The sequence below is a fragment of the Sphingomonas sp. genome (genome assembly GCF_036387595.1).
In the GTDB taxonomy this organism is placed as follows: domain Bacteria; phylum Pseudomonadota; class Alphaproteobacteria; order Sphingomonadales; family Sphingomonadaceae; genus Sphingomonas.
The window spans coordinates 76,980-92,601 of the sequence record NZ_DASVTL010000072.1; the positions used below are offsets into that span (position 1 = coordinate 76,980).

Sequence of the window (15,622 nt, forward strand, 5' to 3'; positions counted from 1 at the left end):
GCGTGGCGACGCGCCTCTTCCGCCTCGCCGCCAACCGCGCCGATACGGGTGCGCAGCCGCGTACCGCGATCATCGACATCGGCTCGAACTCGATCCGCCTCGTCGTCTATCAGGGACCGCAGCGGCTGCCGGCGATCCTGTTCAACGAAAAGGTGATGGCCGGGCTGGGCCGCGGGCTGGCGGCGTCGGGGGCGATCGACGCCGCCGCGCTGGCCACCGCGCAGGTCGCGCTCGAACGCTTCGCCGCGGTGGCGCGCGAGATGGAGGCGACGACGGTGCGCACCGTCGCCACCGCGGCGGTGCGCGATGCGTCGAACGGCGAAGTCCTGCTGGCCGCGGCGCGCGCGCTCGGGCTGGACCCCGAGATCCTCACCGGCGAGCAGGAGGCCAAGGGGGCGGGAGAGGGCGTGCTGTCGGCGATCCCGCAGGCGGACGGCATCGTCGGCGACCTCGGCGGCGGCAGCCTGGAACTCGTCCGCATCCGCAAAGGCGCGATCGAGGACCGGGTGTCCTTCCCGCTCGGCGTGCTGCGCATCGCAGGCATTCGCGCCCAGCGCGGCAAGGTGCTCGAACGCCATGTCGCGCGGCTGGTCCGCGATGCCGGCTGGGCGGGGAAGGGGGCGGGCCTGCCGCTGTATCTCGTCGGCGGGTCTTGGCGCGCGCTGGCGCGGCTGAACATGAGCCTGACCGGCTATCCGCTCCCCGTCATCCACCAATATGCGATGGCGAGCGACACCATCACCCGCCTGTCGCGCGCGATCGCGCAGCTCGGCCGGCCGCGGATGCGCGCGGTCGAGGGGCTGTCGTCGGCGCGCGCCGCGACGCTGGGGGATGCCACCGCGCTGCTGGGCGTGCTGCTGCGCCAGCTCGGCAGCACCAGGACGATCGTCTCCGCCTTCGGCCTGCGCGAAGGGCTGCTCTACGCCGGGCTGGACGCCGCCACCCGCACGCTCGATCCGCTGATCGTCGCGACGCGCGAGGAGGGGCGGCTGCTCGGCCGCTTTCCCGAACACGGCGACCTGCTCAACGCCTGGATCGCGCCGCTGTTCGCCGGCGAAAGTGCAGGCCAGGCGCGCATCCGCCACGCCGCCTGCCTGCTCGCCGACGTGGGCTGGCGTGCGAACCCAGAATTCCGCGCCGAACGCGGCGTCGAGGTGGCGCTGCACGGCAATTGGGTGGCGATCGACGCGTCGGAGCGTGCGTGCCTGGCGCAGGCGCTGTTCACGAGCCTCGGCGGCGGCACCGCCTCGCCCGATCCGCTCGCGCGGTTGGCGAACCCCGCCGATCTGGCGACCGCGCGCACCTGGGGCTTGGCGATCCGGCTGGGACAGCGGCTCAGCGGCGGGCTGGCGGGGCCGCTCCAGCGATCGGCGCTGGAGATCAATGCTGCCCATCTGCGCCTCAAGCTGGAGAGCGAGGACCGCGCGCTCTACGGCGAAGCGGTGGAGAAACGCCACATCGCGCTGGCATCGGCGATGGCGCGCAAGGCGACGCTCAAACCTACATGACTCACCCTCACCCTTGGACGCTGCGCGTCTCTCCCTCTCCCAATGGGAGAGGGAAGCGGCCCGCCCGGCGTAGCCGGGTGGGAAGGGTGAGGGTGACTGTTCGAGGAAAGTCTACTCCCCAACCTCCGCACGCGTCATCTTCAGCTTGCCGTCCTTGACCGCAAACGCCAGCCGCCCCTCGACCAGATCGACCGCATCGCGCCCGAACTGGTCGTAGCGCCAGCCCTGGAGCATCGGCAGGCCGTCGCGCACGCCGGCGGCCAGCGCTTCCAGTTCCTCGGACCGCGCCAGCAGCTTGGACGCCACGTCGATATCGCGCGCGCGTATCTTCAGCAGCAGCTTGAGCAGGTCGGCGACCAGTGCCCCCTCCTTGCCCAACCCCGGTTTGCGGTCGTCGCGTGGCGGCAGCTCGTCTTCGCCGAGCGGTTTCGCGCCTTCGATCGCGGCCATCAGCCGGCCACCAATGTCATTCTGCGCCCAGGTCGCCGACAGGCCGCGCACCTTCGCCAATTCGGCCTGCCGCTTGGGCGGATGCCCCGCCATGTCGCCCAGCGTCTCGTCCTTGACGATGCGCCCGCGCGGCAAGTCCTTGGACTGCGCCTCCAGCTCGCGCCATTTGGCCAGCGCCTTCAGCCGCCCCAGAACCTCGGGCTTGCGACTTGCTATGCGCACCCGCTTCCACGCGACCTCGGGATCGTTGGCGTAGTGATCGGGATCGGCCAGGCGCTCCATCTCCTGATCCAGCCAGCCGCCGCGCCCGGTCTTCTTCAGCCGCTCCAGCATCTTGGGGAAGATCACCGCCAGATGCGTCACGTCGCCGATCGCATATTCGATCTGTCGCGCATCCAGCGGCCGCCGCGCCCAATCGGTGAAGCGCGCGCCCTTGTCGATCTGGATGCCCAGCCAGCTGTCGACCAGATTGGAATAGCCGATCTGCTCCCCTTGCCCCAGCGCCATTGCCGCGACCTGGGTGTCGAACAGCGGATGGGGGGTCTTGCCGGTCATATTGTAGACGATTTCGATATCCTGCCCGCCGGCATGGAAGACCTTCAGAACGTCCTCGTTATCCGTCAGCAGGTCGAGCAGCGGCTGCATGTCCAACCCCGGCGCCATCGGGTCGATCGCCGCGGCCTCGTTCATGTCGGCGATCTGGATCAGGCAGAGTTGGGGATAAAAGGTGCTCTCGCGCATGAACTCGGTATCGACGCAGACGAAAGGCGCATCGGCGAGCCGGAAGCAGAGATTGGCCAGCGCGGCGCTGTCGGTGATGAGGGGGTGTACGTGCATCGGCTCGCCATAGCGAGGGTCGCGCGCCTTGACAAAGGCGGGCGTGGCGGAGAAGCGCCCGCATCCTTCAAGACCGGAATATCTCATGCACGCCTATCGCACCCACACCTGCGCCGCGCTCGATGCGGCCGCCGTCGGCGACACCGTCCGCCTGTCCGGCTGGGTCCACCGCAAGCGCGACCACGGCGGCGTGCTCTTCATCGACCTGCGCGATCATTACGGCCTGACCCAGATCGTCGCCGACGCCGATTCCCCAGCGCTGCCGGTGCTGGAGGCGATCCGTGTCGAATCGGTCATCACCATCGACGGCCTCGTCAAGCGGCGCTCGGAAGCGACCGTGAACCCGAACCTGGCGACCGGGGAGATCGAGGTGTTCGCGCAGAGCGTGACCGTGCAGAGCCATGCGCAGGAGCTGCCGATGCCGGTCGCCGGCGACGCCGAATATCCCGAGGATATCCGCCTGCGCTACCGCTTCCTCGACCTGCGGCGCGAGCGGCTGCACCAGAACATCATGCTGCGCTCGCAGGTCATCAGTTCGATCCGCCAGCGCATGATCGGGCAGGGCTTCACCGAGTTCCAGACACCGATCCTGACCGCGAGCAGCCCCGAAGGCGCGCGCGATTATCTGGTGCCGAGCCGCGTCCATCCCGGCAAGTTTTACGCGCTCCCGCAGGCGCCGCAGATGTTCAAGCAGCTGCTTATGGTCGCCGGTTTCGACCGCTATTTCCAGATCGCGCCATGTTTCCGCGACGAGGATGCGCGCGCCGATCGTAGCCCAGGCGAATTCTACCAGCTCGATTTCGAGATGAGCTATGTGACGCAGGACGACGTGTTCGCGGCGATCGAGCCGGTGCTGCACGGGGTGTTCGAGGAATTCGCCGACTGGCAGGGGAAGGGGCGCAGCGTGTCGGCGCTGCCCTTCAAGCGCATCCCGTACCGCGAATCGATGCTGAAATACGGCAACGACAAGCCCGATCTGCGCAACCCGATCCTCATTTCGGACGTGAGCGAAGCCTTCCAAGGCTCTGGTTTCGGGCGTTTCGCGTCGATCGTCGAGGCGGGCGACGTCGTCCGCGCGATCCCGGCGCCGGGCACCGCGGACAAGAGCCGCAAGTTCTTCGACGACATGAACGGCTGGGCGCAGGGCGACGGCTTCGCGGGCCTCGGCTATGCGACGCGCAAGGGCGGCGAATGGGGCGGCCCGATCGCCAAGAACCACGGCGAGGCGAAGATGTCGGCGATGGCCGACGCGCTCGGCCTCGGTCCCGACGACGGCCTGTTCTTCGCCGCGGGCAAGGAGCCGCAGGCGGCCAAGCTGGCCGGGCTGGCGCGCACCCGCATCGCCGACCAGCTCGGGCTGATCGACCAGGGTCGCTTCGAATTCTGCTGGATCGTCGATTTTCCCATGTTCGAATATGACGAGGATATGAAGAAGGTCGATTTCAGCCACAACCCCTTCACCATGCCGCAGGGCGAGATGGCGGCGCTGGAGACCCAGAACCCGCTCGACATTCTCGCCTATCAATATGATATCGTCTGCAACGGCATCGAATTGTCGTCGGGCGCGATCCGTAATCATCGGCCCGAGATCATGTACAAGGCGTTCGAGATCGCGGGCTATACGCAGGCCGACGTAGATACCAACTTCGCGGGCATGATAAACGCGTTCAAGTTCGGCGCGCCCCCACATGGCGGTTCGGCGCCGGGCATCGACCGCATCGTCATGCTGCTGGCCGACGAACCCAACATCCGGGAGGTGATCGTCTTCCCGATGACGCAAAAGGCGGAGGATCTGATGATGGGTGCGCCGAACTTCGCCAGCCCCAAGCAGTTGCGCGAATTGAACCTGCGTTCGACGTTGGAGGCGGCGAAGGGATAGTTCGGTAGGATGCTGTCCGCGAATAGCCGGAAGGAACGCCAAGATGATCGACCTCGCCGATTATGAACGCGGGCATAAATACAAGGGCGATTACAAGGCCGATCTCGCCGCGCTCCAGACGCGGCTCGAACATGTCCAGGTCGCGCACATCGCCCACGATCGCGCGGCGGTGGTGATGTTCGAGGGGTGGGACGCGGCGGGGAAGGGGGGGATCATCCAGCGACTCGTCGCCGAATGGGACCAGCGCAATTTCGAGGTTTTCCCGATCGCCGCGCCGACCGCGGAGGAGAAGGCGCACGACTTCCTCTGGCGTTTCCGCAACCGCCTGCCCGCGCCGGGCAACATCGCGGTGTTCGACCGCAGCTGGTACGGCCGCGTCCTGGTCGAGCGGGTCGAGGGCTATGCCACCCCTGAGGAATGGGAGCGTGGCTATGGCGAGATCAACGCATTCGAGACCGACATGGCGGCGGCCGGCGTCACTCTGGTCAAGCTGTTCGTCCACATCACCCAAAAGGAGCAGGACAAACGCCTGCGCGCGCGGCTGGACGATCCGTGGAAGCGGTGGAAGACCGGCCTAGACGATTTTCGCAACCGCGCCAAACGGGCCGCCTACCTCGAGGCGATGCACACCATGTTCGCGCGCACCGACACAGGGCGCGCGCCCTGGATCGTGATCGACGGCAATGACAAGAAAGCCGCACGGATTGCTGCCCTGAACGCCATTGCAGATCGGCTGGAAGCGGCGGTCCCGATGGAGCCGCCGCCCCTCGACCCCGAAGTCGAGCGCGTTGCGCGCCAAGCGCTCGGCTAGACCTTCACGCGGGCGTGAAGGTATCGTCTGCGTCAAGCACGCGCAGCTTGCCGTCGGCGATCGCGAACACCGCGCCGTGGATCGCCAGCGCGCCCGACTCGACCGCTTCGCTGACGAACGGGAAGGTCATTAGGTTGCGCATCGAGACGCGGACGCCCTCCTGCTCCAGCGCGCGCTGACCTTCCTCGCCATCGCCATGCTCGGTCACAACCTTGTCGCGGGCGGCGTCGAGCAGCCCGATCCAGTCCGCGACGAACCCGCCTTCGCCGCGTGCCGCCCCCTCAAGGCTGCGGGTCAGCGCTGCATTCACGCCGCCGCACGCACCGTGTCCCAAGACGACGATCTCCTCGACCTTCAGTTTGGTCACCGCGAATTCCACCGCCGCCGACACACCGTGCCGTCCGCCGCCGGTTTCGTAAGGCGGCACCAGATTGGCGACGTTGCGCACGACGAACACCTCGCCCGGCCTACTGCCGAAAATCGTCGCAGGATCGACGCGGCTGTCCGAACACGCGATAATCATCACCTTTGGCGACTGCCCGCTGGACAGTTCGGTCCAGCGTTCGCGCTCTTCCAGCCACTCGTTGCCACGGAAGCGGTAATAGCCCTCGATCAGGTCGTTGAAACGCGTCATGCCGTCCTCGCCAGTGATTACATGACACCTTTGTCATGTTCATTGGCCGCTGCCAACCGGCAATCGACCGACCGGCGCGGTTGTGCCCTGCGCATGCGCGGACTATCTGGATCGGCATGAACGACATGGCCCCGATCGTCACGCGCCAGCGCAAGCCCGACTGGATCAGGGTGAAGGCGCCGACCTCGGCGGGCTTCGCCAAGACGCGCGAACTTATGCGGGCCAAGAGCCTGACGACGGTGTGCGAGGAGGCGGCCTGCCCCAACATCGGCGAATGCTGGTCGAAGAAGCATGCGACCGTGATGATCCTGGGCGACACCTGCACCCGCGCCTGCGCCTTCTGCAACGTAAAGACCGGTATGCCGCGCGCGGTGGACCCGATGGAGCCGCAGAACGTAGCCGACGCGGCGGCACAGATGGGCCTGCAGCACATCGTCATCACTTCGGTGGATCGTGACGATCTCCCCGACGGCGGCGCGTCGCAGTTCGTCAAGGTGATTCAGGCGATCCGTCGGTCCAACCCGATCACGACGATAGAGATCCTTACCCCCGATTTCCGCAACAAGGCGCAGGCCGCGATCGAGCGGATCGTCGAGGCACGGCCGGATGTCTATAATCATAATCTGGAGACGGTGCCGCGGCTCTATCCGACGATCCGTCCCGGCGCGCGCTACTACGCCTCGCTGCGGCTGCTCGAAAGCGTCAAGCGCCACGACCCTTCGATCTTCACCAAATCGGGTGTCATGCTCGGGCTGGGCGAGGAGCGACTGGAGGTCCATCAGGTGATGGACGACATGCGTTGTGCCGACATCGATTTCCTGACGATGGGCCAGTACCTCCAGCCGACGCCCCGCCATGCCAAGGTGGCGGAATTCGTCACGCCCAAGGCGTTCGACGCTTATGCTGGCATCGCGCGCGCGAAGGGATTCGCGCTGGTTGCGTCGTCACCGCTGACCCGTTCAAGTTATCACGCGGGCGATGATTTCGCTAAATTGCGCATGGCACGTGACCCCAAGCTCGGCGGGGTTCCCGTCCATGTCCCCGCCCGTGCCTAAACATCACGAGGTCCGGCACCTGCGCTATTCGTGCGAGCAGATGTTCGATCTGGTCGCCGACGTGAAGCGTTATGCCGAGTTCCTGCCCTGGGTCACCGCGATGCGGGTGCGCGCCGATTCGGCAACCGAGACGACCGCCGACATGATCGTCGGCTTCAAGGGGCTGCGCGAGACCTTCACCAGCCGCGTCCGCAAGCAGCGCGCGACCGCGATCGACGTGGATTACGTCGACGGGCCGCTGAAATATTTGCGCAACGCCTGGCGGTTCAAGCCCGAGGGGGAGGGGTGCGCGGTCGATTTCACCGTCGATTTCGCGTTCAAGAACCGGATGTTCGAGATGATGGCGGGGCAGGTGTTCGGGATCGCGCTGCGCAAGATGATCGGCGCGTTCGAAGCGCGCGCGGACCAGCTTTACGGCGCCTCGGCAGGCGGCGCGGAGCGCGGCATCAGCAGTTCGAGCGCGCATAGCGCCGCCTGAAGGCGGATGCCGCCACGCCCCAGGTCGCCGAATTCCTTGCGGTCGGCGTGGACGTCCGCCGGATCGGCGTCGCGTTCGGCGCGGGCGAAGACCACGGTGCCGACGGGCTTCTTCACGCTTCCGCCGCCCGGCCCGGCGATGCCGGTGATCGCCACCGCCACATCGGCACCGCTCTTGCACAACGCCGCCTGCGCCATGCTCCAGGCGACCGCGATCGACACTGCGCCGAAGGTCTCCAGCACGTCCGAACTGACGCCCAGCATCGAGATCTTGGCGTCATTGGCATAGGTGACGAAGCCGGCATCGAACACGTCCGAGGCACCGTTGATCTCGGTCAGCGCGGCGGAGACCAGCCCGCCGGTGCAACTCTCCGCCACCGCCAGCCGCCGCCCGGCGGCGCGGTTCGCCGCGATGACGCGCGACGCCGCCTCGACCAGGTCGGCGGGGAGGAGCGTGTCCATCAGCGTGGCTCCGCGCAGAGCGGCAGATCGGGGACGTCGACGGTGCGGCCCTTCGCCTTTTCGGCTTTGAGGTATTTCAGCGTCGCCACGACGATCCCGGCGGTGTTGCGCGGCGGCAGCGGCTCCAGCAGCGCGATCAGCCGGTCGATCGTCGGGCAATCGCCGACAGCGATGCGGCCGACCAGCTGCGGCACGAGCAACGAGGTTATCAGCGGCCGGGCGAATTCGGATTGCACCAGCATTTCCATCGCGGGGTCGCTCAGCTTGACGATCGCGGTGCGCGCGACCGGCCAGGCGCGGTTCGCCTCGGCATCGTATTTGGCGAGGAAGGGACCGGTGGCGCGGCGGACGAGGCTAGTCGCGGGCAGCGCGGTGGCGCACACGCGGCCGGTCTGGCGGATGATCTCGGGCATCGCGACCGAGGCGAAGGCCTGCGCCTCTACGTCGGTGACGCAGCGGGTCTGCGCGGTGGCGGGTGTCGCGACGATCGCGAGCAGGGCGGCAAGGCGCTTCATCGCGGCACCCGCACGGTCGCCACCGCCTGCGCCGCGATCCCCTCGCCACGCCCGGTGAAGCCCAGCCGCTCGGTCGTCGTCGCCTTCACGCTGACCCGGTCGGGCGAGAGCGCTAGCAGATCGGCGATCCGCGCGGTCATCGCGGCGCGGTGCGGGCCGATCTTGGGCGCCTCGCAGACGATCGTCAGATCGACGAAGTCGATGCGCCCGCCCCTGGCGGCGATCAGATCGGCGGCGTGGCGCAGGAAGCGCGCCGAATCGGCGCCCTTCCACTGCGGGTCGCTCGGCGGAAAATGGGTGCCGATATCGCCCGCGGCGATCGTCCCCAGCAGCGCGTCGGTGAGCGCGTGCAGCGCCACGTCGGCGTCGCTATGCCCCGACAGCCCCTTGTCGTGAGGGATCAGCACGCCACCGAGCCACAGTTCCACGCCCGCCTCTAGCCGGTGCACGTCAAAGCCCATCGCGGTGCGCGTCTCCATGGCCAGCCGTGCCTCGGCCGCCGCAAAGTCTTCGGGGTAGGTGACCTTTTCGAGCATCGCGTCGCCCTGCACCAATGCGATGCGCCCGCCAAGCCTGCGCACCATCTGCGCGTCATCGGTCGCTTCCAGTTCGGGGGGCCAGCCGGCGTGAGCTGCCTGCAGTATGTCGATCCGAAACCCCTGGGGCGTTTGAACACGGACCAGCGCGGCACGGTCCACGGTGTCGCCGAGCATATCGCAGCCGAAAGCCAGAGTATCCGCGACCGGCAGAACCGGAATCGCGCCGTCATGCGTATCGAGCGCTGCGACGACTGCGTCGATCACCGTGGCGGCAAGGAATGGCCTTGCCGCATCGTGGACCAGGACGTGCGTTGCGCCCGCGGTCGTTGCGGTATCCAGTCCGCGAGCCACCGACTCGCGACGGGTGGCGCCCCCGGCGACGATCGACGCGCCCGGGAGCATTTCGGCAGCAAGCGCAGGATCCGCGACGACGATCGTTTTCCGTATGGCGGGGTGGCAGACCAGCGCTTCATAGGAATGAGCCACCATCGGCCGTCCGGCGAGCGTCGCGAATTGCTTGGGCCGCGTACCACCGGCACGCGTTCCGTTTCCGGCGGCGACGAGAATGGCGACGATGCGGCGGCTCATACACGACGCCTAGCGCTTGGGCTGCGCGCTTGCCAGTAGGTCCCGCTTCGCCTAGTGCCTGATTTTCAGGCACATCATGCGCACGCTCTCCCCTATTCAGATCGGCCCGGTCCGGATCGACAGCCCCGTCGTGCTGGCGCCGATGACCGGCGTCACAGACATGCCGTTTCGCACGCTGGTTCGGCGCTACGGCTCTGGGTTGAACGTCACCGAGATGATCGCGAGCCAAGCCGCCATCCGCGAGACGCGGCAGTCGTTGCAAAAGGCGGCATGGCACCTTTCCGAAGAGCCCGTGTCGATGCAGCTGGTCGGTTGCACGCCTTACGAAATGGCCGAGGCGGCGAAACTGGCCGAGGATCGTGGGGCGGCGATCATCGACATCAACATGGGATGTCCGGTTCGCAAGGTGACCAACGGCGATGCCGGATCGGCGCTGATGCGTGACTTGAAGCTGGCCGCCGAACTGATCCAGGCGATCGTCGAGGCTGTGGCCGCGCCGGTGACGCTCAAGATGCGGATGGGCTGGTGCCACGACAGCTTGAACGCGCCCGAACTCGCGCACATCGCCCAGGATCTGGGCATCCGCCTGGTCACCGTCCACGGCCGCACCCGCAACCAGATGTACCGGGGGGAGGCCGACTGGCGCTTCATCCGCTTGGTCAAGGATGCGGTGACGATCCCGGTCATCGCCAATGGCGATATCTGCTCGATCGACGACGCACAGGCCGCGCTCGATCAATCGGGCGCGGATGGCGTGATGATTGGGCGCGGCGCCTATGGTCGTCCCTGGCTGCTCGGGCAGGTCATGGAATGGTTTCGTAGCGGACGGCGCTTGGCCGATCCGTCGATCGACGAACAATATCACGTCATCGCAGAGCATTATGACGCGATGCTTGAGCATTATGGGAGCGTGACGGGCGTAAACATGGCGCGCAAGCACATCGGGTGGTACACCAAGGGGCTGCCCGGTTCGGCCGAGTTCCGCAACACCGTAAACCAGGTACCCGACGCTGACCGGGTCAAGGCAATGTTAGCCGAATTCTATGCTCCCTGGCGTCGGCGCGACGCTGCCTGATCCGGCCCGTCATGGCCGTCCGGGCTTTGCCGAACTGCTCGCCGCGCTTCCGGTGGCGGTCGTCGTCGTCGATCCCCAGGATCGGATCGCGCACGCCAACGCGCTGGCCGAGCAGTTGCTGAACTTGTCGGAACGGCTGATGGTAGGCCAGCCGCTCGCGGCCATCCTGCCACTGCCGGAGGGGGCGGGGCTGCGCGATGGCCACGGCTTCGCCATCTACGATACCGAGATCGCGACTGCCCGCGGCCATCGCATCCGGGTCGATTTCGTCGAAGCGCAGGTGCCCGACCATGCCGGCTGGCGGACAATCACGCTTCACGGCTCGGCAGGATCGCGCCGCCTCGGCCATTCTGCGGACCGTACCGCGGGCAGCCGCGCCGCCGTGGGCGCGGCGGCGATGCTCGCGCACGAGATCAAGAACCCGCTGTCGGGTATCCGCGGCGCCGCCCAGTTGCTGGGTGCAGGCGAACTCACCACGCTGATCGTGACCGAGGTGGATCGCATTGCCGCGCTGATCGACCGGATGCAGGATTTCGGCGACACACGCCCACTGCCATGTTCGGCCGAGAACATCTATCCGCTGCTCGATCATGCGCGCAACGTGGCGCTCGCGGGCTTCGCGCGAGGGATCGTGATCGAGGAGCGGTTCGATCCTTCCCTGCCGCCCGCCAGCATCAATCGCGACGCGTTGCTCCAGATCATCATCAACCTGCTGAAGAACGCCCGCGAAGCCGCGCGCGCAGTACGCAATCCGCGCATCGTGCTGACCACCGCTTATCGGCACGGCCTGGCGGTCAGCGTCGCACCGGGGCGTCCTCGCCGACCCCTTCCGATCGAGATCTGCGTACTCGACAACGGCCCCGGTGCGCCCGAAGACATCGCCGAGCACCTGTTCGATCCGTTCGTTTCTGGGCGACCCGAGGGGCAGGGGCTGGGCCTCGCTCTTGTCGACAAGCTGGTCCGCGACATGGACGGCATTGTGCAATATGCGCGCGAAGGAATCCCCGAGATGACGGTCTTCCGCCTGCTTCTGCCCAGAGCGGCATCGTGAGCGCAGCCCTGTGAGCCCCGATCGGTGAGCGAAATACTGGTCGTCGACGACGATGCCGCGATCCGCACGGTGGTCGCGCAGTCGCTCCGACGCTCCGGACACCGTGTGACCACGGCCGAAAGCCTGGCCCAGCTCGACCGGCTTCTGGCGAACGGCGCGCCGGACGTGCTGGTCACCGACGTCATCCTTCCTGATGGCGATGGTCTGGCGCATCTGGCCTCGATCGCCGCGCGCTTTCCGACTTTGCCGGTGATCGTTCTCTCCGCCCAGAATACGCTCACCACCGCGGTCCGCGCTGCGGAAGCTGGCGCCTATGACTACCTCCCCAAACCGTTCGACCTGGACGTTCTGGGTCGTGCCGTTGCGGGCGCGCTTGCGCGGGGTGGGGCGCAGGCGGGCGAAGCGCCTGTGGCAGAGGACCGCGCCCTGCCGCTGATCGGTCGATCACCGGCGATGCAGGACGTCTATCGCGTCATCGCCCGCATCGTGTCGAACGATCTGACGGTCCTCGTCTCGGGCGAATCAGGCACGGGCAAGGAACTGGTGGCGCGCGCGGTCCATGATCTCGGGCCTCGCCATGCTGCGCCCTTCGTGGCGATCAACATGGCGGCGATCCCGCGCGAGCTGATCGAGGCCGAACTGTTCGGGCATGAGCGAGGCGCGTTCACGGGCGCCGCCGCACGCAGCGCCGGCCGGTTCGAACAGGCGGCCGGCGGCACCTTGTTCCTGGACGAGATCGGCGACATGCCGATCGAGGCGCAGACCCGGCTCCTGCGCGTCCTGCAATCGGGCGAATTCACGACCGTGGGCGGCGCGCGGACGATCCGGGCCGACGTCCGCATCGTCGCCGCGACCAATCGCGATCTGGGGGTTCAGGTCGCTGCCGGGCTGTTCCGCGAAGACCTGTTCTACCGCCTCAACGTCGTTCCCGTCGCCTTGCCGCCGTTGCGCGCACGAGGAAGCGACATCGCTTTGCTGGCGTACCATTTCCTTGATCGCGCGGTCGAACAGGGCCTGCCACGCCGTCGGCTGACCGCCGAGGCGCTGGTCGCGCTGGAGCAGCACATGTGGCCCGGCAACGTCCGCGAGCTGGAGAACGTCATGCGCCGCCTGGCGGTCCTGGCACGCGACGAGGTGATCGACGCCGAGGCGATCCGCGCGATGATCGGCACCGCTCTACCGGCGGGGCCGGTTGTCGCCGTCGATCTGGCCGCCGCGGTGCGCGCGCTGATCGACCGGATCGCGCGGGAGCGACCCACCGCACTCGACGATGGAACGCTGTACGACCACATCATTGGCGAGGTCGAGCGGCCGTTGATCGAGGCGATGCTGGCGCGTCACGGCCATAATCAGCTCCGCGCCGCACGCGCTTTGGGGATCAACCGCAACACGCTGCGCAAGCGACTCGATACTTTGGGGATCGAAGCACGCCCCGAGGAGCCTGCGCCGCACTGATTTGCGCGATTATGTGGTTTCCATGCAACACCGGACGCTGTAACGCGGAGTTAATGCTCGCTTCCGCGATGACCGATAGTGACGATGCCGCCGCCCGCGGGTGGTTTGCCGTGAACGCCGCGGTCGAACTGGCGGTGCTTGCCATTGCCATATTGGTTGCCGTCGGAAGCTACATGGCCGTGTCCGGTGTGGATGGCCGCAGCCCGCTGCTCGCTCCGTCATTCGTCGCCGTCCTGCTGGTCGCGAACCTCGTTCCCGGGATCATGCTCATCATGCTGGCCGGGCGGCGGATCGCGATGCGGCGTGCCGCCCGGTCGCCGGTCGGGGGTAGGGGGCGGCTCCACGTTCGCCTCGTCGTCCTCTTCTCGGTGATGGCGGCGGTGCCGATCACGCTTGTTGCCATCGTCGCGTCTCTCCTGATGCAATATGGCGTGGAGTTCGGCTCGTCGCAGCGGGCGCGTGCGATCCTGGATAGCGCGACCGGGCTGGTCAGGGCTAGCGTCCAGCGCGAGATCGATCGCACCGCGAGTCAAACGACTGCGATGGCGGCGGACGTCGGGGGCTATCTCCGCGCGATGCCGATCGAGAGCAAGCGGTTCAGCGAATTGCTGCTCCTGCAAACCTACAATCGCGAGTTGTCCGACGCGATGATCCTGCGCCGTGACGAGCGTGATCCGCTGGTCGTTCTCAATCCTTACGGGCGGCCGATGGAGAATATCGTGACACCCGCGATGATGGCTCAGCTGGATGCAGGCGCCAAGGTGTTGACGCTGCGCAGCCGCGATCGGGCCGCGGCGCTGGTGCCGCTAGCCTATGGCAGCAATGCCTATCTCTATACCTCGCGGGTGTTCGACGAACAGGTGGCCGATCAGCTTCAACGCGGCGCCGCGGTGTCATCGGACTATCGCGCGCTGCAATCGCGCTCGCGCTCGCTCCAGCTTCGCTTCAACGTCGCGCTTCTTGCGCTTTCGTTGCTGATCGTCGGCGTGGCCGTGTGGATCGCGCTGGCGGTCGCAGACCGGTTGGTGCGGCCGGTGGGTGAATTGGTCGAGGCGGCCCGGCGCGTGGCCGCCGGAGATCTGACGGCGCGCGTGCCCGATCCCCGAGCGCGCGATGAGGTCGGCACGCTGGCCAGGGCGTTCAACCAGATGACCGGGCGTCTCCAGCAGCAGAACAGCGCATTGGTCACCGCCAACGATCAGCTGGACGCGCGCCGGGCGCTGATCGAGGCGGTGATGGCCGGCGTGTCGGCAGGCGTGATCGCGACCGGGCCGGATCGCACGATCCGCATCGCGAACACGTCCGCAACGACGCTGCTCGGCACGGGCAGCGAAGGTCTGGCCGGGCGACGACTGGCTGAGGTCGCGCCGCAGCTCGATGCTCTGCTCGACACCGCAGGACGAGAGGCGATCGCAGAGATCGCCGGGCTGGGCGGGGAAACACGAACCCTGGCGGTTCGCATCGTGCGCACCGATGCGGGTCCGATCCTGACATTCGACGACATCACCCAGCAGTTGCTCGATCAGCGGCGGGCCGCCTGGTCCGACGTCGCGCGCCGCATCGCGCACGAGATCAAAAACCCGCTGACCCCGATCCAGCTGGCGGCCGAACGACTTCAAAGGCGCTACGGCGGCAAGATCGCCGCCGATGACGGAACCTTTGCGCGGCTTACCGAGACGATCGTGCGGCAAGTTGGCGATTTGCGCCGGATGGTCGATGAATTCTCCTCCTTCGCACGTATGCCCAAGCCGGTGTTTCGGTCGGACTCGCTCATCGACGTCGCCCGGCAGGCCCTCTTCCTTCACGAAGTCGCTCATCCCAACGTCACTTTCACGCTTGTTGCCGACGAAGCACCAGCAGCGCTGGTGATGGACCGCCGCCAATTGGGGCAGGCGTTGACCAACATCGTCAAGAACGCGGTCGAAGCCATTGAAGCCAAGGGCGATGCGGGCGGCAGCGTCACGATGATTCTGGCCGGCCAACACGCGCGCTTTGCAACGATCTCCGTGGAGGACACCGGAGTCGGTCTGCCCGCAGAGCGCGACCGCATCATCGAACCCTACATGACGACGCGTGCACGCGGCACGGGGCTGGGGCTGGCGATCGTCAAGAAGATCGCCGAAGAGCATTTCGGGACGATCACCTTCACCGATCGTCCCGGCGGCGGCACGATCGTGACGATGACCTTGGACACGGGGCTGTTGGCCGCGTGTGATGAGGGGGACGATACATCCGAGCCGGCCGGGGGGGGCCAGCTCACCGCACTCACGCGTAATCGGAACTGAC

General features: G+C 67.1%; 14 protein-coding genes. 9 read left to right on the plus strand and 5 right to left on the minus strand.

The genetic code is table 11. The features are described 5' to 3' along the window. Positions 1-2 precede the first annotated feature (2 nt). Positions 3-1,508, plus strand: coding sequence for a Ppx/GppA family phosphatase (locus VF643_RS06315; RefSeq protein WP_331042523.1), 1,506 nt, complete (start codon positions 3-5; stop codon positions 1,506-1,508). Between the two features lie 111 nt (positions 1,509-1,619). On the opposite strand, the gene rnd is transcribed toward VF643_RS06315, so the two are convergent. After that, a complete protein-coding gene (gene rnd, locus VF643_RS06320) occupies positions 1,620-2,795 on the minus strand; it encodes a ribonuclease D (RefSeq protein WP_331042524.1) in 1,176 nt (391 codons plus the stop codon). Positions 2,796-2,880: 85 nt separating this feature from the next. Here rnd and aspS point away from each other — a divergent pair, with 85 nt between their 5' ends. Then, positions 2,881-4,674 (plus strand): aspartate--tRNA ligase, encoded by a 1,794-nt coding sequence (gene aspS, locus VF643_RS06325; RefSeq protein WP_331042525.1) that lies wholly within the window; start codon positions 2,881-2,883, stop codon positions 4,672-4,674. Between the two features lie 43 nt (positions 4,675-4,717). After that, positions 4,718-5,485, plus strand: coding sequence for a polyphosphate kinase (locus tag VF643_RS06330; protein WP_331042526.1), 768 nt, complete (start codon positions 4,718-4,720; stop codon positions 5,483-5,485). 4 nt (positions 5,486-5,489) lie between these two features. Here the strand turns inward: VF643_RS06330 and VF643_RS06335 are convergent, their stop codons facing one another. Further along, the gene (locus VF643_RS06335; RefSeq protein ID WP_331042527.1) at positions 5,490-6,119 is read right to left on the minus strand and encodes a carbonic anhydrase; all 630 of its coding nucleotides are present in this window, start codon (positions 6,117-6,119) and stop codon (positions 5,490-5,492) included. A 116-nt stretch (positions 6,120-6,235) separates the two neighbouring features. Between VF643_RS06335 and lipA the strand changes: the two genes are divergently transcribed. Further along, positions 6,236-7,174 (plus strand): lipoyl synthase, encoded by a 939-nt coding sequence (gene lipA / locus VF643_RS06340; RefSeq protein WP_331042528.1) that lies wholly within the window; start codon positions 6,236-6,238, stop codon positions 7,172-7,174. Further along, the gene (locus VF643_RS06345) at positions 7,167-7,652 is read left to right on the plus strand and encodes a type II toxin-antitoxin system RatA family toxin (protein WP_331042559.1); all 486 of its coding nucleotides are present in this window, start codon (positions 7,167-7,169) and stop codon (positions 7,650-7,652) included. The genes lipA and VF643_RS06345 overlap by 8 nt, the downstream gene beginning before the upstream one ends. Here the strand turns inward: VF643_RS06345 and VF643_RS06350 are convergent. From VF643_RS06350 to VF643_RS06360, 3 genes are read right to left on the minus strand one after another with little or no spacing between them, the layout of a single operon-like run. Beyond that, the gene (locus VF643_RS06350; RefSeq protein ID WP_331042529.1) at positions 7,586-8,113 is read right to left on the minus strand and encodes a CinA family protein; all 528 of its coding nucleotides are present in this window, start codon (positions 8,111-8,113) and stop codon (positions 7,586-7,588) included. The two genes, VF643_RS06345 and VF643_RS06350, sit on opposite strands and share 67 nt — an antisense overlap. Then, complete coding sequence (locus tag VF643_RS06355) at positions 8,113-8,628, minus strand: hypothetical protein (protein WP_331042530.1); 516 nt, start codon at positions 8,626-8,628, stop codon at positions 8,113-8,115. Before VF643_RS06355 ends, VF643_RS06350 begins: the two co-directional genes overlap by 1 nt. Beyond that, a complete protein-coding gene (locus VF643_RS06360) occupies positions 8,625-9,755 on the minus strand; it encodes a bifunctional 2-C-methyl-D-erythritol 4-phosphate cytidylyltransferase/2-C-methyl-D-erythritol 2,4-cyclodiphosphate synthase (RefSeq protein WP_331042531.1) in 1,131 nt (376 codons plus the stop codon). Before VF643_RS06360 ends, VF643_RS06355 begins: the two co-directional genes overlap by 4 nt. 76 nt (positions 9,756-9,831) lie before the next feature. On the opposite strand from VF643_RS06360, the gene dusB reads away from it, so the two are divergent. The 4 genes from dusB (at position 9,832) to VF643_RS06380 (ending at position 15,621) form a co-directional block, all read left to right on the plus strand. Further along, positions 9,832-10,830 carry a tRNA dihydrouridine synthase DusB gene (gene dusB / locus VF643_RS06365; RefSeq protein ID WP_331042532.1) on the plus strand — a complete coding sequence of 333 codons (999 nt, stop codon included), beginning with the start codon at positions 9,832-9,834 and terminating at the stop codon, positions 10,828-10,830. Then, a complete protein-coding gene (locus tag VF643_RS06370) occupies positions 10,799-11,881 on the plus strand; it encodes a two-component system sensor histidine kinase NtrB (protein WP_331042533.1) in 1,083 nt (360 codons plus the stop codon). The genes dusB and VF643_RS06370 overlap by 32 nt, the downstream gene beginning before the upstream one ends. 24 nt (positions 11,882-11,905) lie before the next feature. Further along, a complete protein-coding gene (gene ntrC / locus VF643_RS06375; RefSeq protein WP_331042534.1) occupies positions 11,906-13,336 on the plus strand; it encodes a nitrogen regulation protein NR(I) in 1,431 nt (476 codons plus the stop codon). Positions 13,337-13,404: 68 nt separating this feature from the next. Continuing rightward, positions 13,405-15,621: a sensor histidine kinase NtrY-like gene (locus VF643_RS06380; RefSeq protein ID WP_331042535.1), complete on the plus strand. Its 2,217-nt coding sequence runs from the start codon at positions 13,405-13,407 to the stop codon at positions 15,619-15,621. Position 15,622 lies beyond the last annotated feature (1 nt).

Coding starts and splice junctions, on each gene's coding strand:
- rnd (WP_331042524.1), bottom strand. CDS start 2,795: ATGCACGTACACCCCCTCATCACCGACAGCGCCGCGCTGGCCAATCTC.
- aspS (WP_331042525.1), top strand. CDS start 2,881: ATGCACGCCTATCGCACCCACACCTGCGCCGCGCTCGATGCGGCCGCC.
- VF643_RS06330 (WP_331042526.1), top strand. CDS start 4,718: ATGATCGACCTCGCCGATTATGAACGCGGGCATAAATACAAGGGCGAT.
- VF643_RS06335 (WP_331042527.1), bottom strand. CDS start 6,119: ATGACGCGTTTCAACGACCTGATCGAGGGCTATTACCGCTTCCGTGGC.
- lipA (WP_331042528.1), top strand. CDS start 6,236: ATGAACGACATGGCCCCGATCGTCACGCGCCAGCGCAAGCCCGACTGG.
- VF643_RS06350 (WP_331042529.1), bottom strand. CDS start 8,113: ATGGACACGCTCCTCCCCGCCGACCTGGTCGAGGCGGCGTCGCGCGTC.
- VF643_RS06355 (WP_331042530.1), bottom strand. CDS start 8,628: ATGAAGCGCCTTGCCGCCCTGCTCGCGATCGTCGCGACACCCGCCACC.
- VF643_RS06360 (WP_331042531.1), bottom strand. CDS start 9,755: ATGAGCCGCCGCATCGTCGCCATTCTCGTCGCCGCCGGAAACGGAACG.
- dusB (WP_331042532.1), top strand. CDS start 9,832: ATGCGCACGCTCTCCCCTATTCAGATCGGCCCGGTCCGGATCGACAGC.
- VF643_RS06370 (WP_331042533.1), top strand. CDS start 10,799: ATGCTCCCTGGCGTCGGCGCGACGCTGCCTGATCCGGCCCGTCATGGC.
- VF643_RS06380 (WP_331042535.1), top strand. CDS start 13,405: ATGACCGATAGTGACGATGCCGCCGCCCGCGGGTGGTTTGCCGTGAAC.